18 protein-coding genes are annotated in these 18,149 nt (G+C 75.2%); 11 read left to right on the forward strand and 7 right to left on the reverse strand.

The features are described from left to right. Positions 1-218 precede the first annotated feature (218 nt). The gene (locus AVL62_RS00735; protein ID WP_058889777.1) at positions 219-1,685 is read right to left on the reverse strand and encodes an NAD(P)H-quinone dehydrogenase; all 1,467 of its coding nucleotides are present in this window, start codon (positions 1,683-1,685) and stop codon (positions 219-221) included. A gap of 31 nt (positions 1,686-1,716) precedes the next feature. On the opposite strand from AVL62_RS00735, the gene AVL62_RS00740 reads away from it, so the two are divergent. Genes AVL62_RS00740 through AVL62_RS00780 form a run of 9 tightly spaced genes read left to right on the forward strand, consistent with a single transcriptional unit; the run spans position 1,717 to position 11,035 of the window. Further along, positions 1,717-2,550, forward strand: coding sequence for a purine-nucleoside phosphorylase (locus tag AVL62_RS00740; RefSeq protein WP_058889778.1), 834 nt, complete (start codon positions 1,717-1,719; stop codon positions 2,548-2,550). Positions 2,551-2,559: 9 nt separating this feature from the next. After that, positions 2,560-4,248: a phospho-sugar mutase gene (locus AVL62_RS00745; protein WP_058889779.1), complete on the forward strand. Its 1,689-nt coding sequence runs from the start codon at positions 2,560-2,562 to the stop codon at positions 4,246-4,248. Between the two features lie 46 nt (positions 4,249-4,294). Further along, positions 4,295-4,906, forward strand: a complete 612-nt coding sequence (locus tag AVL62_RS00750; protein ID WP_058889780.1) for a hypothetical protein — start codon at positions 4,295-4,297, stop codon at positions 4,904-4,906. 51 nt (positions 4,907-4,957) lie between these two features. Continuing rightward, positions 4,958-5,614, forward strand: coding sequence for a uridine kinase family protein (locus tag AVL62_RS00755; protein ID WP_058889781.1), 657 nt, complete (start codon positions 4,958-4,960; stop codon positions 5,612-5,614). Further along, positions 5,611-6,735, forward strand: a complete 1,125-nt coding sequence (locus tag AVL62_RS00760; protein WP_058889782.1) for a hypothetical protein — start codon at positions 5,611-5,613, stop codon at positions 6,733-6,735. Before AVL62_RS00755 ends, AVL62_RS00760 begins: the two co-directional genes overlap by 4 nt. A 17-nt stretch (positions 6,736-6,752) precedes the next feature. After that, a complete protein-coding gene (locus AVL62_RS00765) occupies positions 6,753-7,445 on the forward strand; it encodes a DUF4129 domain-containing protein (protein WP_058889783.1) in 693 nt (230 codons plus the stop codon). Beyond that, positions 7,442-8,704 carry a DUF4350 domain-containing protein gene (locus tag AVL62_RS00770; protein ID WP_058889784.1) on the forward strand — a complete coding sequence of 421 codons (1,263 nt, stop codon included), beginning with the start codon at positions 7,442-7,444 and terminating at the stop codon, positions 8,702-8,704. The genes AVL62_RS00765 and AVL62_RS00770 overlap by 4 nt, the downstream gene beginning before the upstream one ends. Beyond that, the gene (locus AVL62_RS00775; RefSeq protein WP_058889785.1) at positions 8,701-9,711 is read left to right on the forward strand and encodes an AAA family ATPase; all 1,011 of its coding nucleotides are present in this window, start codon (positions 8,701-8,703) and stop codon (positions 9,709-9,711) included. Before AVL62_RS00770 ends, AVL62_RS00775 begins: the two co-directional genes overlap by 4 nt. 13 nt (positions 9,712-9,724) lie before the next feature. Continuing rightward, positions 9,725-11,035: a DUF58 domain-containing protein gene (locus AVL62_RS00780; RefSeq protein WP_058889786.1), complete on the forward strand. Its 1,311-nt coding sequence runs from the start codon at positions 9,725-9,727 to the stop codon at positions 11,033-11,035. Positions 11,036-11,068: 33 nt separating this feature from the next. Here the strand turns inward: AVL62_RS00780 and AVL62_RS00785 are convergent, their stop codons facing one another. Further along, positions 11,069-11,662: a TIGR03086 family metal-binding protein gene (locus AVL62_RS00785; RefSeq protein ID WP_058889787.1), complete on the reverse strand. Its 594-nt coding sequence runs from the start codon at positions 11,660-11,662 to the stop codon at positions 11,069-11,071. Between the two features lie 176 nt (positions 11,663-11,838). Then, the gene (locus AVL62_RS00790; RefSeq protein WP_058889942.1) at positions 11,839-12,834 is read right to left on the reverse strand and encodes a stage II sporulation protein M; all 996 of its coding nucleotides are present in this window, start codon (positions 12,832-12,834) and stop codon (positions 11,839-11,841) included. Positions 12,835-12,883: 49 nt separating this feature from the next. Between AVL62_RS00790 and AVL62_RS00795 the strand changes: the two genes are divergently transcribed. After that, positions 12,884-13,690 carry an RDD family protein gene (locus tag AVL62_RS00795; protein ID WP_058889788.1) on the forward strand — a complete coding sequence of 269 codons (807 nt, stop codon included), beginning with the start codon at positions 12,884-12,886 and terminating at the stop codon, positions 13,688-13,690. A gap of 64 nt (positions 13,691-13,754) precedes the next feature. On the opposite strand, the gene AVL62_RS00800 is transcribed toward AVL62_RS00795, so the two are convergent. Both AVL62_RS00800 and AVL62_RS00805 read right to left on the reverse strand, forming a co-directional pair. Continuing rightward, positions 13,755-14,900, reverse strand: coding sequence for an adenosine deaminase (locus AVL62_RS00800; protein ID WP_058889789.1), 1,146 nt, complete (start codon positions 14,898-14,900; stop codon positions 13,755-13,757). Beyond that, positions 14,893-15,243 carry a cupin domain-containing protein gene (locus AVL62_RS00805; protein ID WP_058889790.1) on the reverse strand — a complete coding sequence of 117 codons (351 nt, stop codon included), beginning with the start codon at positions 15,241-15,243 and terminating at the stop codon, positions 14,893-14,895. Before AVL62_RS00805 ends, AVL62_RS00800 begins: the two co-directional genes overlap by 8 nt. Before the next feature lie 24 nt (positions 15,244-15,267). Here AVL62_RS00805 and deoC point away from each other — a divergent pair, with 24 nt between their 5' ends. Beyond that, positions 15,268-16,035 carry a deoxyribose-phosphate aldolase gene (gene deoC, locus AVL62_RS00810; RefSeq protein ID WP_058889791.1) on the forward strand — a complete coding sequence of 256 codons (768 nt, stop codon included), beginning with the start codon at positions 15,268-15,270 and terminating at the stop codon, positions 16,033-16,035. 120 nt (positions 16,036-16,155) lie between these two features. Here the strand turns inward: deoC and AVL62_RS00815 are convergent, their stop codons facing one another. After that, positions 16,156-17,445 (reverse strand): thymidine phosphorylase, encoded by a 1,290-nt coding sequence (locus tag AVL62_RS00815; RefSeq protein ID WP_058889792.1) that lies wholly within the window; start codon positions 17,443-17,445, stop codon positions 16,156-16,158. 26 nt (positions 17,446-17,471) lie between these two features. After that, positions 17,472-18,128: a hypothetical protein gene (locus AVL62_RS00820; protein WP_058889793.1), complete on the reverse strand. Its 657-nt coding sequence runs from the start codon at positions 18,126-18,128 to the stop codon at positions 17,472-17,474. Between the last annotated feature and the right edge of the window lie 21 nt (positions 18,129-18,149).

Here is an 18,149-nt window from a genome sequence, read left to right on the forward strand (position 1 = left end):
GAGACCGCCTCATACCACCGGGCGCCGTGAATGGTTGCCGGTGACCCCACCGAGCGCCGTGAATGGTTGCCGGTAACCCCACCGAGCGCCGTCAATGGTTGCTGCCAGTCGCCGACACCAACCATTCACGGCGCTCGGTGAGCCTGATGCCAACCATTCGCGGCGCTCGGTCGACCTGAAGGCAACCATTCGCGGCGCCCGGTCGTATGAGGGGTGCGTCAGTCGGCGATCTCGTGCAGCTGGCGGGCGGCCTCGGACAGCGAGCCGCTCATCGAGGGGTAGACCGTGAAGGTCGCCGAGAACTGGTCGACGTTGAGCCGGTTCGCGACGGCCAGCGCGATGGGGAAGATGAGCTCGCTGGCCCGGGGTGCGACGACGACACCACCGACGATGGTGGCGCTGCCGCTGCGGGCGAAGAGCTTGACGAAGCCGTCCTGGAGGTTCTGCATCTTGGCGCGCGGGTTCTTGGTGAGCGGCAGCATGACCGCGCGCGCGTCGACCCGCCCCTCGTCCACGTCGGCCTGGCTGACGCCGACCGTGGCGATCTCGGGGTCGGTGAAGATGTTGGAGCTGACCTTGCCCAGGGAGAGCGGGGCCACGGCGTCGCCGAGGGAGTGCGCGACCGCGATCCGGCCCTGCATGGCGGCGATGGAGGCCAGGGGGAAGACCCCGGTGCAGTCGCCCGCGGCATACACCCCCGCGGCGCTGGTGCGCGAGACCCGGTCGACCTCGACGTGCCCCGAGCGGCTCAGCCGCACCCCGGCCTCCTCGAGCCCCATGTCCGTGGTGTTGGGGATCGAGCCGACGGCGAGCAGGGCGTGGCTCCCCTCCACCTCGCGCCCGTCCTCCAGGGTGACGACGACCCCCTCACCGTCGCGCCGGACGGCCCCCGCGCGCGAGCGGTTGAGCACCGTCATGCCGCGCCGGCGGAAGACCTCCTCCACGACGTTGGCGGCGTCGGCGTCCTCGCCCGGGAGCACCCGGTCCCGTGAGGAGATGAGCGTCACCCGGCACCCCAGCCCGAGGTAGGCGTGGGCCAGCTCGGCGCCGGTGACACCCGAACCGATGACGACGAGGTGCTCGGGCAGCTCGGCGAGGTTCCAGATCTGCTGCCAGGTGAGGATCCGCTCCCCGTCCGGCTGCGCCGACTCGAGCACGCGCGGGCGAGCGCCCGTCGAGACGAGGATGACGTCGGCCTCCAGCTCCCGACGGGTGTGCTCGTGGTCGCAGTCCTCGTCGTGCGGGGCCGGCTCCTCCCCCGAGAGGACGTCGTCGACGCCCTCGAGCACCTGCACCCGGCCCGAGCCCAGCAGCTTGCCCGCGCCCTGGACGACCTCGACGCCGGCGGACTCCAGGCGCTCGCCGATGTCCCGGCTCTGGGCCCGGGCGAGGTCCATGATCCGGCTGTTGACATCGGTGATGTGCGCGGTCACGCCCTGGTCGCCGGGCACCTGCGCCCCGTCGAAGTGGACGCCGATGCGCTTGGCCGCGCTGAAGCGGTCCATGAAGTCGGCGGTGGCGATGAGGGCCTTGCTGGGGACGCAGTCGGTGAGCACCGCGGCACCCCCCAGCCCGGAGCGCTCGACGACCGTGACCTCCGAGCCGAGCTGGGCGGCGGCCAGGGCGGCCTCGTAGCCACCGGGACCTCCCCCGATGACGACGACGGACTTGTTGGCGGCACTCACGTGCCCATCAAACCATCGCTACCCTGACCCGATGACTACTGGTGCTCCTCCCGACCTCGACGACCCGGCCACGGACCCCCTGGAGGTGGCGGCGGCCGCGGCCGACGTCATCGCCCGCAGGACGGGCGCGGACCGGCACGACATCGCCCTGGTCCTGGGCAGCGGGTGGAAGCCCGCGGCGGACGCGCTGGGCGCCGCCGACGCCGAGGTCGACCATGCCGACGTGCCCGGCTTCGCCGCCGCGGCCGTGGCCGGTCACTCGGGCACGATGCGGTCCATCCCGCTGAGCAGCGGCCGTCGCGCCCTCGTCTACGGCACCCGCACCCACTTCTACGAGGGCAAGGGCGTGCGCTCCGTGGTGCACGCCGTGCGCACCGCCGCCGCCGCCGGGTGCTCCACCATCGTGCTCACCAACGGCTGCGGGGGGCTCCGCCCGGAGTGGGCTCCCGGCACCCCGGTGCTCATCAAGGACCACCTCAACCTCACGGCCACCTCGCCGGTCGAGGGCGCGAACTTCGTCGACCTCACCGACCTCTACTCCCGCCGGCTGCGCGACCTCGCCCGCGAGGTCGACCCCGAGCTGGACGAGGGGGTCTACGTGCAGTTCCCCGGCCCGCACTACGAGACGCCGGCCGAGGTCCAGATGGCCAAGGTGCTGGGCGGCGACCTCGTCGGTATGTCGACCGCCCTGGAGGCGATCGCCGCCCGCCAGGCGGGGCTCGAGGTGCTCGGTGTCTCCCTCGTCACCAACGCGGCGGCGGGGATCAGCGAGGCGCCGCTGGACCACCAGGAGGTCATCGACGCCGGGACCGCGGCGGCCCAGCGCTGCGGCGAGCTGCTGGCCCGCATCGTCGAGCGCATCTGAGGAGCGACCATGACCGAGAACGACGACCTGGTGACCACCGCGCGGTCCTGGCTGGACGACGACCCCGACCCCGCGACGAGGGCGGAGCTCGACGCCGTCCTCGAGGCCGTGGAGGCGGGTGACGACGAGGCTCGTGCCGACCTGGCCGACCGCTTCTCCGCCTTCCTGGAGTTCGGCACCGCGGGGCTGCGCGGCGAGCTCGGCGCCGGCCCGAACCGGATGAACCGCGCGGTGGTCATCCGCACGGCCGCCGGGCTCACGGCATACCTGCGCGCGCGGCTGGAGGACGCCGGCGACGCCACCCCCGGTCCGGCGGTCGTCATCGGCTTCGACGCCCGACGCAACTCCGACGTCTTCGCCCGCGACACCGCGGCCGTCGTCACCGCGGCCGGGGGCCGGGCCATGGTGCTGCCCCACCCGCTGCCGACGCCGGTGCTGGCCTTCGCCATCCGGCACCTCGGCGCCGACGCCGGCGTCATGGTCACCGCCAGCCACAACCCGCCCCAGGACAACGGCTACAAGGTCTACCTCGGCGACGGCTCGCAGATCGTGCCGCCCACGGACGCCGAGATCGCCGCGCAGATCGACGCGGTCGAGAGCGTCGCCGGGGTCCCGCTCGCGCGGGACGGCTGGGAGACGCTGGACGAGGAGGTGCTGGAGGCCTACCTCGACCGGGCGGTCGCCGTGCTGGACCCCGACAGCCCCCGCGACCTGACCATCGTCCACACCGCGCTGCACGGCGTGGGTTCGGAGGTCGTCCGTCGCGCGTTCGAGCGGGCCGGGTTCGCCGCGCCGGCACCGGTCCCCAGCCAGTCCGAGCCAGACCCGGCATTCCCCACGGTCCCCTTCCCCAACCCCGAGGAGCCGGGCGCCATCGACGCCGCCCTCGAGCTGGCCGGCCAGGTCCACCCCGACCTGGTCATCGCCAACGACCCGGACGCCGACCGGTGCGCGCTCGCTGTCCAGGACGCGCACGGGTGGCGGATGCTGCGCGGCGACGAGGTGGGCGCCCTGCTCGGGCAGCACGTCATCGACCGGGGTCGGGTCGGTGGCGAGCGCCGCGTGCTGGCCCGGTCCATCGTCTCCTCGCGGCTGCTCGGGGCGATGGCTGAGGCGGCCGGGCTGCAGCCGGCCGAGACGCTCACCGGGTTCAAGTGGATCGGTCGCGTGCCCGGGCTCGCCTACGGCTACGAGGAGGCCCTCGGCTACTGCGTCGACCCGGCCTGCGTCCCGGACAAGGACGGGGTGACGGCGGCTCTCCTGGCCGCCGAGCTGGCGGCGACGCTCAAGGCGCGCGGGCGGACGCTCACCGACCTCCTGGACGAGCTGGCGGTGCGCCACGGGGTGCACCAGACCGACGCCTTCTCCGTCCGGGTCAGCGACCTCGCCCAGATCCCGCCGGTGATGGCCCGGCTGCGTGAGCAACCCCCGGCCGAGCTGGGCGGGGTCCCGGTCGAGCGCCTCGACGACCTCGCCGAGGGGGTCGACGGGCTGCCCCCGACCGACGGTCTGCGCTTCCTGCTCACCGACGACACCCGGGTCGTCGTGCGGCCCAGCGGCACCGAGCCCAAGCTCAAGGTCTACCTCGAGGCGGTCGTCGGGGTCGAGGACCCGGACGGCCTCGAGCCGGCCCGCGAGGAGGCCGGTCGGCGCCTGCAGCGCGTGCGCGAGAGTATGCAGCAGCTGACCGAGGTCTGACCGGCACCGGCCCACCCGTGGTCCGGAGGGAGAGGAGGGAGCACCCATGGCAGCGACGGACGCCACCCTGCGCGGCGAGGTCCTCGGGACCTACCGCGCCCTGCCCGCCCGGGTGCTGGGCTGGGTGATGGTGGGCTGCGCGGGCGTCCTCGCGGCCCTCACCGTCTGGGACCTGCTCTCCGGGCACCGGGACGGCGCGGTCGGGGCCGTCGCCTTCGTCGTGGGCATCGCCGCGGCCGCGTGGGTGCTCTTCCTGCGCCCCCGCGCGGTGCTGCACGAGGACGGCGTGCTCCTGGTCAACGTCGTGCGGGACACCGCGGTGCCGTTCGCCGCGGTCGACGAGGTCACCCACCAGTGGGCGCTGGAGCTGCACGACACCGAGGGTCGACGGCACAGCGCCTGGGCGGTGCCGGCGAAGCGGGAGCGCAGCCGCCCCACCCCCGTGGACGACTTCGCCCAGACCACCCGTCGGCGGGGGGACGGGGGCACCTCCGCCCAGACCGTCGCCGACGAGGTCCAGCGGGCGCTGCAGCGCTGGCGCCTCGACGGCGGTCAGCTCGAGGAGGGGGCCACCACGGTGACGAGCACGCCGGCCCGGCCCGCGCTCGCGGCGCTGGCCCTCGCGGTCCTGCTGGCGGTGCTCGCCGTGCTGCTCTGAGCGCAGGTCCCCGGCGACGGCGCCCGGGACCGCGACCTAGACTGTCCCCTCATGGACCCGGCCCCCGCCCCCGCCCGTGTCCTCGTGCTCGCCGGCCCCAGCGGCGCCGGCAAGTCCAGGCTCGCCGCGCACCTGCACTCGACCCACGGCTGGCCGGTGGTGCAGCTGGACGACTTCTACCGCGAGGGCACCGACCCGGACCTGCCGATGAGCCCCCTGGGGCTGCCCGACTGGGACCACGTCGACTCGTGGGACCTGGACGCCGCGCTGGGGGCGCTCGAGCAGCTGTGCCGGGCGGGCACGGCCCAGATGCCGGTCTACGACATCAGCCGCTCGGCCGTCAGCGGGACCCACGAGGTGAGCCGCGGGCGGCACCCCGTGGTCGTGGCGGAAGGGATCTTCGCCGCCCACACGACGCCCGGGCTGCGCTCGCGCGGGCTGCTGGCCGACGCCTGGTGCATCCGCAACCGGCCGTGGCTCACCTTCAGCCGGCGGCTGGTCCGTGACCTGGCCGAACGTCGCAAGCCCCCGCTCACCCTCTGGCGGCGCGGCCACGTCCTGCGCCGGGCGGAGCCGGGTATCGTGGCCGCCCAGGAGCAGCTCGGCGCGCGTGCCATGACCGCGCGCGAGGCCCAGCTGCTCGCCCGGGGGCTGACCGCGTCGTCGGGTCCGCGGACGTCGTCGATCGATCGAGGAGCAGGGGGATGAGCCAGCCACCCTTCGGGCCGCCGCCCGGTGACACCGGGCGCGGCGAGCCGTCACCGGCTCCCCCACCCATCCCGCAGGCCCCGCCGGGGCAGGCCGTGGGCGGGTCACCGCAGTGGCAGCAGCCGCCGGGAGGTCACCCCTCGCAGCAGGACACGCCCGGCCCGACACGGTGGCAGCAGCTGCCGCCCGAGCAGCTCACCCGTCTGCACCAGCCCGGCGTCGTGCCCCTGCGGCCCCTGACCCTCGGCGACATGTTCGGCGGGTCGCTGCAGACGATGCGACGCAACCCCGAGGCGACGATCGGCATGGGCCTCGTCGTGCTCTCCGTCGTGCTCGTCCCCTCGCTCCTGCTGACCCTGCTCGCCACCCGCTCGGTCTCCTCGGTGGACCAGCTGGGGGCCGAGCTCATCCTGCTCCTCGTGGGGGGCCTGCTGAGCTCGCTCGCCTCGATCGCCCTCACCGGGATGATCGTGCACGTCGTCGGGGAGGCCGTCCTGGGCGACCGGGCCAGCCTCGCCTCGACCTGGGCCGCGGTCCGCGGGCGCCTCCTCGCGCTCGTGGGGACCGTGCTGCTCCTCGGCGTGCTCTTCACGGCCGCCCTGGTCGCCCTGGTGGCCGCCGCCGTCGGCCTGGTCGTCGGCCTCGGCGAGTCGGGCCTGGCGGTCCTCCTCGTCGTGCTCCTGTCCGTCGCCTTCGTGGTGGGCCTGGTGTGGGCGGGCTGCCGGCTCAGCCTCGCCCCCGCCCCGGTCGTGCTCGAGCGGGTGGGGCCGTGGCGCGGCATCGCCCGCGCCTGGGCCCTCACCAAGGGCGCCCAGGCCTGGCGCGTCGTCGGCATCACGGTGCTGGCGGGGATCGTCACCGGCATCCTGGCGGCGATCGTGCAGCTGCCCGTCGTGGCCGTGGTCTCGGCGCTGGTCGGCCCGGAGGTGGTCACCTCACCCCTGAGCCCGGTGACCGTGCTCACCGACCACGCGCTGCAGCTCGTCGTCGGGGCCCTGACCATCCCGTTCACGGCGGGCGTGACCGCCCTGCTCTACCTCGACCAGCGGATCCGGCGCGAGGGTCTGGACGTCTCGCTCGTCGCGGCCGCCCAGGAGCGCGCCGCGACGCGGTCCCGCTGAGTCCGGCAGCACCCGGTATGCCCGTGCCCGCCCTGCGCACCCTGCCCCCGGTGCTACCCGCCCCGGGGGCGGTGGACCCGGACCGCGACGAGGCGCGACGGTGGCTGCAGGAGGAGCTGGACTCCGGTGACTACCGGCTCGAGGTGCCGTGGTGGCTGCGCCTGTGGCGGTGGGTCACCGACCGCCTGCCGGACCCGGCGGCCCTCGGGCCGCTCCCCCCGTGGACGACGTGGGTCGTCCTGGCCGCGGTCGTCGTCGCCGTGACCGCCGTCGCGCTCTTCGTCACGCGCGACCGGTGGCGGACCGGGCGGCTGGCTCCCGCCGGCCGGGCCGGGGCCGTCCTGGACGGTCGACGCCGGTCCGCTGCGGACTACCGCGGCGCCGCGCGAGCGGCCCTGGAGGCCGGGCGGGCCGACGAGGCCGTGCTGGAGGCCTTCCGGGCCATCGCGGCCGGGGCCACCGAGCGCACCCTGCTCGAGGACCGCCCGGGCCGCACCGCGCACGAGGTCGCGGTCGAGCTCGGGGACGTCTTCGGCGCCCACGCGGAGCCGCTGCACCGCGCCGGGGACACCTTCGACGCCGTCCGCTACGGCGGCCACCACGCCGACACCGACCAGGCCCGGGCGGTCGTGCAGCTCGACGCCGACCTCGACGCGGCCCGCCCCGAGCTGCCTGGTGGGCGGCGCCCGCAGATGGCGGTCCCGTCGTGAGGGTCCTGCGCCGGTGGGCGCCGTGGGTGCTGCTCGTGCTCGTCGTGGCCGTCGTGGCCGCCCTCCTCAGCACGCCTCGCTCCGGCGAGCCGCTCAGCCCGGCCAACAACGGTCCCGACGGCGCCCAGGCGCTGGCCGAGGTGCTGCGCCAGGAGGGGGTGGACGTGGAGATCGTCGCGGGCACCGCGCGCCTGGACCCGTCCTCGCTCGGCCCGGGGACCACCGTCCTGCTCCCGCACACCCGTTACCTCGGCCCCGAGGCAGGTCCGGACCTCGTGGCCCGTCTCGCAGACCTCGACCAGCTGGTGGTGCTGGCCGACGGCACCGGGGGGACCGGCGCCTCGCTGGGGCTGGACGTCGAGGAGTCGTGGGGGGCCGGCATACCGGTGGTCGCCGACTGCTCCGTGGGCTTCGCGCGGGAGGGGGACCAGCTCGTCGGGTGGGACGTCCTGCTGTCCGCCGGGTCGCAGGACCGGCCCGCGACCACGGCGTGCTTCCCCCCGGGCGCGGGGCACAACCTCGGCGGGGCCCGGGAGGGGGCCGTGCTGGTGCTGGAGGAGGACGGGTCCCGGCCGCGCACCGTGCTGGCCGGCATCGGCCCGACCTGGACCAACGCCCGCATCACCGAGGGCGCCAACGCCGCGGTGGCGCTGCGGCTGCTGGGCGGCAGCGAACGCCTGGTCTGGGTGCAGCCGCAGCCCTCCGACCTGGGGCTGGAGGCGACCGGCTCGCTGTGGGACGTGCTCCCCCGCAGCCTGACCCCGGCGCTCTGGGTCCTCGGGGGTGGGGTGCTGGCCCTCGCCCTCTGGCGGGGGCGCCGCCTGGGCGCCGTGGTGACCGAGCCGCTGCCGGCCGTCGTCCGGTCGACCGAGACCACCATGAGCCGGGCCCGGCTCTACCACCAGGCCCACGACAGCCGCCACGCCGCCCGCGCGGTCCAGGCCGGGGCCCGACGGCGGCTCGCCCCGCACCTGGGCCTGCCGACGACCACCGGGGCCGACCGTCTGGTCGAGGTGGTCAGCACGGTGAGCGGGCGCCCGCTCGACCAGGTCCGGCACCTGCTCCTGGAGCCGGTCGCCGCGGGTGACGACGCGGGCCTGCTCGCGCTGGTGCGGGAGGTGCACGCGCTGGAGGACCAGCTGCGCCGCCCGGGCCGACCGGTCGCCACCCACCCCACCGACTACCCTGACCCGGGGGGCTCCGCACCCGCCGCGCAGCGCCCCGGCACCAGCACCAGCACGGCCGAGAGGACACGATGACCGAGCAGCCACCCCCCGGGCAGGGCAGCCCCGACCCCGCTGCGGGGACCCCGGACGCGGACGCCGCACGGGCGGCGCTGCACGCCGTGCGCACCGAGGTCGCCAAGGCCGTCGTGGGCCAGGACCAGGCCGTGTCGGGGCTCATCGTGGCGCTGCTGGCCCGCGGGCACATCCTCCTCGAAGGGGTGCCCGGCGTCGCCAAGACGCTGCTCGTGCGCACGCTCGCGACAGCGCTGTCGATCGACACCAAGCGCGTGCAGTTCACCCCCGACCTCATGCCCGGCGACGTCACCGGCTCGATGATCTACGACAGCGGCCGCGGCGAGTTCGCGTTCCGGCCCGGCCCGGTCTTCACCAACCTGCTGCTCGCCGACGAGATCAACCGGACACCGCCGAAGACGCAGTCCGCGCTGCTGGAGGCCATGGAGGAGCGGCAGGTCACCGTCGACGGCGCCTCCCGGCCGCTGCCCTCGCCGTTCCTCGTCGCCGCCACCCAGAACCCCGTCGAGTACGAGGGGACCTACCCGCTGCCCGAGGCCCAGCTCGACCGGTTCCTCATGAAGGTCACCCTTCCGCTGCCGCCGCGCGAGGACGAGGTGCAGGTGCTCGAGCGGCACGCCGCCGGCTTCGACCCCCGCGACCTCGGCGCCGCCGGGGTGCAGCCCGTCGCCTCGCCGCAGGACCTGCAGGCCGCCTCCGCCGCGGTCCGCGGCGTGCAGGTCTCCCCCGAGGTCGTGGGGTATGTCGTCGACCTCGCCCGCGCGACCCGCGAGGCCCCGTCCCTGCAGCTGGGCGTCAGCCCCCGCGGCGCGACCGCCCTCATGAGCACGGCGCGGGCGTGGGCCTGGCTGTCCGGCCGTGGTTTCGTCACGCCGGACGACGTGAAGGCGCTGGCCCGCGCGACCCTCGGGCACCGTGTGGCCCTGCGCCCCGAGGCCGAGCTCGAAGGGGTGACCGGCGACTCCGTGCTGGAGTCCGTGCTGACCAGCGTCCCGGTCCCCCGCTGATCCGCCCCGTCCGATGATCCTCCGTGGCCCCGTCGTGGCGCTGGCCCTCCTCGGGCTGCTGCCGGTCCTGCTCTGGCCGGCCGCGTCCGGACCGGTCGCCGCCGGGTGGCTCGTGGGGGTCTCCGCGCTGGTCGTCGCGGACGCCGTGGCGGCGCCCCGGCCGACGTCGCTGGAGCTGCACCGCTCCCCGGTGGCCCAGGTCCGGCTGCGGGAGGAGACCATGACCACGCTGCTGGTCACCAACCACGGGCGCCGTCGTGTCCGTGGTGTGCTGCGGGACGCCTGGGTGCCCTCGGCGGGGGCGCAGGAGCCGACGCGTCATCCCCTGGACCTGCCCCCCGGTGAGCGGCGCCGGGTGGTCACGACCCTGCGGCCGACCCGTCGAGGGGACCGGCCCGCCGTCGGCGTCACCGTGCGCACCCACGGCCCGCTGGGGCTCGCCGGACGTCAGGGCACCGTGCTCGTGCCCGGCGCCGTGCGCTCGCTGCCGCCGTTCCGGTCCCGGCGTCACCTCCCGGCCAAGCTGGCCCAGCTGCGTCAGCTCGACGGGCGGTCCGCGGTGCGGACCCGCGGGCAGGGCACCGAGTTCGACTCGCTGCGCGACTACGTCGAGGGCGACGACGTCCGGTCCATCGACTGGCGGGCCACGGCACGGCGTCAGCACGTGGTGGTGCGCACCTGGCAGCCGGAGCGCGACCGCCGCGTCATCCTCGTGCTCGACACCGCGCGCACCAGCGCCGCCCGGGTCGGTGACGAGCCGCGGCTCGACGCGGCGATGGACGCGGCCCTGCTGTTGGCCGCGCTCGCCTCACGGGCCGGCGACCGCGTCGACCTGGTGGCCGGCGACCGGGCCGTCCGCGCGCGGGTGGGCTCGGGCACCACCACCGGCCGGTCCGGGCTCCTGCACCAGCTGGTGACGGCCATGGCCCCGCTGGAACCCGCCCTGCTGGAGGCGGACTGGCCGATGCTGGCCGGGGCCGTGACGACGCTGACCCGCCGCCGCGCCCTCGTGGTGCTCCTCACCCCGCTGGAGCCGGCGGCGCTGGAGGAGGGGCTGCTGCCCGTCCTGCCCTCCCTCACCGCGCACCACCGGGTCGTGGTCGCCTCCGTCGCCGACCCGGCCCTGCACGACCTGCAGCGCAGCGCGGACGACGTCGCCGGGGCCTACGCGGCCGCCGCGGCCGAGCGCACCGCGGCGCTGCGGCACCGCACCGCCACGGCCCTGTCCCAGCTGGGCGTGAGCGTCCTCGACGAGCCGCCGGAGCAGCTGCCGGTGGCCCTGGCGGACCACTACCTCGCCCTCAAGGCCCAGGGCCTGCTCTGACGGTCCTGCTCGGACCGGGCACCTCCCGAGAGCTCAGCCCGCCGCGGGCTGCCAGCGCGGATCGCGGCCGGACAGCGCCAGGGCCCGGTCGAAGGTCGAGGCGTCCTCCGGGATCTCGACCGGCGGGCCGAACATCCCCTCCCGCGCTGCCGCGTCCTCCTCGGCGTCGCCGCTCGGTATCACGACGGGCAGCACCGCCTCGGCCTCCTCGTCGGACACCTCGTAGTCCTGCCCCGTCGCGACCGCCAGGTCCCACCCGTGCAGCAGCACCTCGTCCAGGGCCACCAGCCCGCAGGCCTCGGCAGGGAAGGTCACCCCGCCCGCCGTGGTCATCCCTTCCCAGGCCGACTCCGCGGACCAGGCCCGGGCGAGGGCGGCCAGCCGCTCGTGCAGCAGCCCGCGCCACCCGGCGGGCAGCGGCTCCTCCGTCACCGCAGGAGGGGTCTGCGTCGTCGGGCCCTCGACCTTCGCGGCGGCGTCCCCGAAGGCGACGGTCAGCCCGAGCAGGTGGTGCAGCACGGCGGTCACCGCCATGCCCTCGTTCGGCGTCGGGTCCTGGAGCCGGGTGTCGTCGATCCCGTCGACCACGCGGGCGACGCGGGTGGCGGCGGGGGTCAGGTCGATCATCGGTTGTCCTCTCCTCGGTCTCGTGGTCAGACCGGCCGCCCTCGTCGGACTCATCGGTGAGCCGGCGGACGCGCCCGGAGGCGGGGTGGCGCGGGGCACCGCCGACACGCCCGTCCCGAGCGGCTCATCCGCGCACGTGCGTGGATGAGCCGGTGGCCACGGGTGTGTCGGGCGGCTCAGCCGGCCGTGGGCGCCGTGGCTGCCTGGAGGTCCTCGCCGACGTCCCCGCTGACGCCGCGGCGCACCGCGCGCCGCCCGAGCGTGAACACATACGCGAAGAAGAGGGCGAGCGCCAGGGCGCCGATCCCCACCCGGGCCCACGTCGGCAGCGGCGAGGGGGTGACGAAGCCCTCGATGAGGCCGGAGACCAGCAGCACGAAGACCAGCCCGATGGCGACCCCCGCCGCCGTCCGGCCCTCGGCGGCGAGGTTGGCCAGCCGGGTCCGCGGCCCGGGGGCCACCCAGGCCCAGAACAGCCGCAGCCCCACCCCGGCCGCGACGAAGATCGCCATGAGCTCGAGCAGCCCGTGCGGGGCGATGAGCCCCCAGAAGACGTCTCCACGGCCGTGCCGGTGCATGAGCGAGCCGATGACCGCGACGTTGGCGATGTTCTGCCACAGCAGCCAGATGACCGGCAGGCCGAGCACACCCATCCCGATGCACCGGGCCGCGACCCAGGCGTTGTTGACCCAGACGAGGGTGGAGAAGCTGCTGGCGGCGTTCTCGGAGTAGTAGGACTCGAAGCTGACGTTGACGAGCTCGGTCACCTCCTCGGGCGAGAGCAGGGACTGCTCCACCACCGGGTTCTGCACCAGCCACCAGCCGAGCACGAGCCCCACCACGACATTCGCGAGGGCGGTGATGCCCCACCACCAGCGCAGGCGGTAGAGCGCAGCCGGGAAGTCCTCGGCGAAGAACCGGCCGATGCCCGACCAGCTCGCCGTCCGCACCCGGGCCGCGCGCGCCCGGGCCCGCGCCACCAGCGTCGACAGGTGGGTCACCACGCCGGCGTCCGGCGCGCTGGAGCGCACCAGCGACAGGTCCGTGGCAGCGCGCTGGTAGCCGTCGAGCAGCTCGTCGGCCTGCTCACCGTCCAGCCGACGCTGCCGCGCGAGGTGGTCCAGCCGCTCCCACGCCGCGCGCCGGCGCCCCACCAGGGCATCGAGATCCACCCGCCCACCGTAGGTCATCGCCCGACGGGCGCGGACTAGAGTGCGGCGTATGACGAGCCGGGGCATCTTCGAGGCGCAGCGCTTCGTCACCAGTGAGGCGGTCGAGGTCGAGCTTCCCGCGGCCGCGCTGCCGACCCGCATGGTCTCCGGCCTCGTCGACCTGCTCGTCGTCGCGGCCGGGGTCGTCGGGCTCATCCTCTTGGTGCCGGGTGACCTCTTCGAGGCCGACGCCGCCCTCGGTCAGGTGTTCGTCATCGTGCTGACCGTCCTGGCCATGGCGGGCATCCCGATCACGCTGGAGACCCTCACGCACGGCCGCACCCTCGGCAAGCTGGCCCTGGGGCTGCGCACCGTCCGGGACGACACCGGGCCCATCGGCCTGCGGCACGCGGTCATCCGGGCCCTGGTCGGCGCGTTCGAGATCTGGATGACCCTCGGGAGCGTGGCGCTCATCACCGCGATGACCAACGAGAAGGGCAAGCGGCTCGGGGACTTCCTCGCCGGGACCTACGTCGTGCACGACCGGGTGCGGCTGCGGCTGCCCGAGCCGCCCCAGGCGGACCCGGCGCTGGCCGCCTGGGTGCAGGGGGCCGACGTCGGCGTCATCCCGGACGCCCTGGTGGTCGCCACCCGCCAGTTCCTCGCCCGCTCCTCGACCCTGACGCCCTCGGCGCGCGCGCAGACCGGCGGGGAGCTGTATGCCGCGCTGCTGGGTCACGTGGCGCCGGCGCCTCCGCCCGGCGCGCCCCCGGAGCAGGTCATGGCCACCGTGCTGGCGCGCCGGCGTCAGCGCGACGAGGAGCGCCTCGAGCGGGCCGACCGGCTGCGTGCCCGGCTGCTGCCCGACCCCGGCTGACCTGTCCTTCTGGACACGGCCTCGTGGGCGAGGAGTCCGAGCACCCTCGGTCCAGGACGGGTGGTCAGCCGTCGTAGGCGGGCTTGAGCACGTCCTCGATGATCGCGAGCCGCTCGTCGAAGGGCAGGAAGGCCGACTTCATCGCGTTGACGCTCACCCGCCGCAGCTCCGGTACGCCCCACCCGGCCTGGTCCACGAGGAGCTCGGCCTCCCTCGTCATCGAGGTCGCGCTCATGAGCCGGTTGTCCGTGTTGAGGGTCACCCGGAAGCGCAGGGCGTCGAGCAGCCGGATCGCGTGCTCCGCGATGGAGGGGGCCGCGCCGGTCTGGACGTTGCTGCTGGGGCACATCTCCAGCGGGATCCGGCGGTCGCGCACGTAGGCGGCCAGGTCCCCCAGCGCGAAGGCGCCCGGGTCCTCCTGGGCCCGGGCGATGGCGCCGGCGAGGTCGTCGGTGACCGGCGAGCCGTCCAGCCGGATGTCGTCGACGATGCGGATGCCGTGGCCGAGCCGCTCGGCCCCGCACCACTGGATCGCCTCCCAGATGCTGGGCAGGCCGAAGGCCTCGCCGGCGTGGATGGTGAAGTGGGCGTTGGCCTGGCGGAGGAACTCGAAGGCCCCGAGGTGGCGGGTGGGCGGGAATCCGTCCTCGGCCCCGGCGATGTCGAAGCCGCAGACCTCCTCGGCCCGGTGGCGCACCGCGAGCTCGGCGATCTCCCGGCTCCGCGCCGCGTGCCGCATCGCCGTGAGCATCGCGCGGACCCGGATCGGCCCGGCCGGGGCGTCGGCGTCACCGCCCGCCACGACCTCCTCGCCCTCGCGGAACCCGGCGTTCACCGCCGCGACCACCTCGTCCAGCCCCAGGCCGCCCTCGAGGTGCTGCTCCGGGGCATACCTCACCTCGGCGTAGACGACGCCGTCCGCCGCCAGGTCCAGCACGCACTCGCGGGCGGTCCGCCGCAGCGCCTCGGCCGTCTGCATCACCCCGACGGTGTGGGTGAAGGTCTCGAGGTAGCGCACGAGGGAGCCGCTGTCCGCCGAGGCCGCGAACCACCTCGACAGCGACGCGACGTCGTCGGCCGGCAGCGCGGCATACCCCTGCTCGCGAGCCAGCTCGAGCACGGTCGCGGGGCGCACGCCGCCGTCGAGGTGGTCGTGGAGCAGGACCTTGGGCAGCCGGCGGAACTGCTCGGTGGCGAGCGCCTCAGCCATCGCGGTTCGCCCGCTCCAGGGTGAACGCGGGGGCGCACACGGCGAGGTACTCCGCGCCGCCCGGCCCGGCCGAGTAGCGCACCCACTCCCCCGCGCGGGTCAGCACGCACTCCCCGGCGCCGAGCTCGACCTGCCCCTCCTCGTGCTCGACCAGCAGGTGCCCCGCGAGGACATAGGTGATCTCGTCGAACTCGGGTCGCTGCCCCGGCTCGTCCCAGCCGGCCGGCGCGGTCATCCGCGCCAGGGACACGGTGTCCTGACCCGTGCTCGCGGCACCGGCCAGCTCCTGGATCAGCTTCTCCCCGGTCCCGGGCACCCGGACCGGCCGCAACATCGTCGGCATGACCCAGATCCTATTCTGGGGGGTATGTCGCACACGATCACCCCTGGCACCACGATGACCACGCAGGACGTCGCCGATCTCATCGACCACGCCCTGCTCAAGCCCGAGCTCACCCCGGAGGAGGTCGAGCAGGCCTGCCGCGAGCTCGCGGCCGACGAGATCTGGTCGGTCTGCGTGCGGCCCTCCGACGTCCGCCTCGCGCTCGCCGCGGTGGACGGGCACCGGACCCGCGTCTGCACCGTCATCGGCTTCCCGCACGGCACCACGTCGACCGCCGGCAAGGTGGCCGAGGCCCGCCAGGCGCTGGCCGACGGGGCGACCGAGCTCGACATGGTGCTCAACATCGGCCGGCTCCGCGGGGGCGACCTCGACGCGGTCAGGCAGGACATCGCCGCGGTCGTCGAGGTCGGCCACGCGACCGACGTCCTGGTCAAGGTCATCATCGAGACCGCGCTGCTGGACGAGGAGCAGAAGCAGGCCGCCTGCCGGGCGAGCGCGGAGGCCGGCGCCGACTTCGTCAAGACCTCGACCGGTTTCGCCGGCGGCGGGGCGACCCTGCCGGACGTGCGGCTCATGCGGGCGAGCGTGCCGGACGGCGTGCAGGTCAAGGCCTCCGGCGGGGTGCGGGACATCGACACCCTCCTGGCCATGGTGGCCGAGGGGGTCACCCGCATCGGCACGTCGTCGACGCAGGCGCTGCTGGCCGGCGCCCGCGAGCGCGAGCAGGCCGGCACCCTCGTCGTGCCCGAGCCCGGCTCCGACGTCGCGGGGGCCGACGGCCAGGGCTACTGACGCCGGTCCGGTGTTGGCTGGGCGCGCGTCCGGTGCGGGCTGAGCGCGCGTCCGGTGCGGGCTGGCGCGCGTCCGGTGCGGGCTGAGCGCGCGTCCGGTGCGGGAGGTGGCGGGCGGGGGTCAGCCCACCCGGTCGATGACGATGCTGTCGGCCGTCTCGACCTCGTCGGCCGAGCCGACCGCCCACGCGCCGTCGAGGGCCGCGGTGGCCCGCTCGATGCGGCCGGCGTCGTCGGTGTGCAGGGTCAGGAGCGGCTGGCCCCGGCGGACCTCGTCGCCGGGCTTGGCATGCATGACGACGCCGGCCGCGGCCTGGACCGGGTCCTCCTTGCGGGCCCGGCCGGCCCCCAGGCGCCAGGCCGCGACCCCGACGGCCAGGGCGTCGAGGCGGGTGAGCACCCCGTCGGCGTCGGCCACGACCTCGTGGCTCTCCCTGGACTCCGGCATCGGGGCGTCGGGGTCGCCACCCTGCGCGGCGATCATCCGCCGCCACACGTCCATCGCGCGACCGTCGGCGAGCGCGTCCGCCGGGTCGACGTCGCTGACGCCCGCCCCCTGCAGCATCTCCCGGGCGAGCGCGACCGTGAGGTCCACGACGTCCTGCGGGCCACCGCCGGCGAGCACCTCCACCGACTCGGCCACCTCGACGCCGTTGCCGGCGGTGAGCCCGAGCGGGGTCGACATGTCGGTGAGCAGGGCCACCGTGTGCACCCCGGCGTCCTGACCGAGGGCCACCATGGTCTCGGCGAGCTCCCGGGCGTCGGCCTCGGTCTTCATGAACGCGCCGGACCCCACCTTGACGTCGAGGACCAGCGTGCCGGTCCCCTCGGCGATCTTCTTGCTCATGATCGAGGAGGCGATGAGCGGGATCGCCTCGACCGTCCCGGTGACGTCGCGCAGGGCGTAGAGCCGCTTGTCCGCCGGGGCGAGCCCGGAGCCGGCGGCGCAGATGACCGCACCGACGTCCTCCAGCTGGTCCAGCATCTCCTCGTTCGACAGCGAGGCGCGCCAGCCCGGGATCGCCTCGAGCTTGTCCAGGGTGCCGCCGGTGTGGCCGAGCCCGCGGCCGGACAGCTGCGGTACGGCGACCCCGCAGGCGGCGACGAGCGGCGCCAGCGGGAGGGTGATCTTGTCACCGACCCCGCCGGTGGAGTGCTTGTCGGCGGTCGGGCGGGAGAGGGAGGAGAAGTCCATCCGCTCCCCCGAGGCGATCATGGCCTTCGTCCAGTCGCTGATCTCCCGGCGGTCCATGCCGTTGAGCAGGATGGCCATCGCCAGGGCCGACATCTGCTCGTCGGCCACCACGTCACGGGTGTAGGCGTCGATGACCCAGGCGATCTCCTCCCCGCTCAGCTCCCCCCGGTCCCGCTTGGTCCGGATGATGTCCACGGCGTCGAAGGACTCGCTCATGCGCCCCAGTGTGACGTATGCCGCGATCAGCCGTGGCGGCCGGTCCGGGCGAGCGAGCCGGAGGTCTGCACCACCCGGGCCACCCTGCTCCCGGCGGGCTCCTCGCCGTGGGCGGCGTCGACCTCCCGCGCCAGGCGCCGCAGCCCGGACTCGAACTCCTTGCGCCCGCTGCCCGGGCCCCCGTGGGCCCCGGAGAGCATCATCAGCGAGCGCTCGACGAGCTGGTCGATCTCCCCGAGCAGGCGCGCCACGTCCGCCCCGGTGCCGGTGCGCGCGGCGGTGTCCAGCTCTCGGCCCAGCCGCCCCAGGTGCAGCTGCCCCAGGGACACGACCGGGTCGGTCGAGGTGCTGGTCGGGTATGCCGCGGCGCCCTGGTCCTCGACCGCGCCGGACCCCTGACGGGGCAGGGGCGGGGGCGTGGCCTCGTCCGGGTAGCGGGGGACGTCGATCCGCGGCAGCTCGGAGGTGTCACCCGCGGGCTGCTGGGGGCTCGTGCCGGGCCGGCCTCCGGACCCCGGCCGGCCCCCGAGGGACCCCGGGCGACGTCCCTGCCCGGTGACCATGCTGACGATGACGAGCCCGATGATGATGGGCACCATCGGCACGTCCCAGCTCGAGAAGACGTTGACCAGGACGACCACGAGCACGATGCCGAAGATCGGCACCCGGGTGGGCTTCTTCATACCTGTCTCCGCTCTTCCCTC

Origin of the sequence: Serinicoccus chungangensis (genome assembly GCF_001483745.1) — a bacterium.
GTDB lineage: Bacteria > Actinomycetota > Actinomycetes > Actinomycetales > Dermatophilaceae > Ornithinicoccus > Ornithinicoccus chungangensis_A.

Excerpts from the sequence above, each read along its gene's own strand:
- AVL62_RS00760 (WP_058889782.1), top strand. The coding sequence starts at position 5,611 with ATGAGCCAGCCACCCTTCGGGCCGCCGCCCGGTGACACCGGGCGCGGC.
- deoC (WP_058889791.1), top strand. The coding sequence starts at position 15,268 with ATGTCGCACACGATCACCCCTGGCACCACGATGACCACGCAGGACGTC.
- AVL62_RS00775 (WP_058889785.1), top strand. The coding sequence starts at position 8,701 with ATGACCGAGCAGCCACCCCCCGGGCAGGGCAGCCCCGACCCCGCTGCG.
- AVL62_RS00745 (WP_058889779.1), top strand. The coding sequence starts at position 2,560 with ATGACCGAGAACGACGACCTGGTGACCACCGCGCGGTCCTGGCTGGAC.
- AVL62_RS00755 (WP_058889781.1), top strand. The coding sequence starts at position 4,958 with ATGGACCCGGCCCCCGCCCCCGCCCGTGTCCTCGTGCTCGCCGGCCCC.
- AVL62_RS00750 (WP_058889780.1), top strand. The coding sequence starts at position 4,295 with ATGGCAGCGACGGACGCCACCCTGCGCGGCGAGGTCCTCGGGACCTAC.
- AVL62_RS00795 (WP_058889788.1), top strand. The coding sequence starts at position 12,884 with ATGACGAGCCGGGGCATCTTCGAGGCGCAGCGCTTCGTCACCAGTGAG.
- AVL62_RS00815 (WP_058889792.1), bottom strand. The coding sequence starts at position 17,445 with ATGAGCGAGTCCTTCGACGCCGTGGACATCATCCGGACCAAGCGGGAC.
- AVL62_RS00780 (WP_058889786.1), top strand. The coding sequence starts at position 9,725 with ATGATCCTCCGTGGCCCCGTCGTGGCGCTGGCCCTCCTCGGGCTGCTG.
- AVL62_RS00765 (WP_058889783.1), top strand. The coding sequence starts at position 6,753 with ATGCCCGTGCCCGCCCTGCGCACCCTGCCCCCGGTGCTACCCGCCCCG.
- AVL62_RS00785 (WP_058889787.1), bottom strand. The coding sequence starts at position 11,662 with ATGATCGACCTGACCCCCGCCGCCACCCGCGTCGCCCGCGTGGTCGAC.
- AVL62_RS00820 (WP_058889793.1), bottom strand. The coding sequence starts at position 18,128 with ATGAAGAAGCCCACCCGGGTGCCGATCTTCGGCATCGTGCTCGTGGTC.
- AVL62_RS00800 (WP_058889789.1), bottom strand. The coding sequence starts at position 14,900 with ATGGCTGAGGCGCTCGCCACCGAGCAGTTCCGCCGGCTGCCCAAGGTC.
- AVL62_RS00805 (WP_058889790.1), bottom strand. The coding sequence starts at position 15,243 with ATGCCGACGATGTTGCGGCCGGTCCGGGTGCCCGGGACCGGGGAGAAG.
- AVL62_RS00740 (WP_058889778.1), top strand. The coding sequence starts at position 1,717 with ATGACTACTGGTGCTCCTCCCGACCTCGACGACCCGGCCACGGACCCC.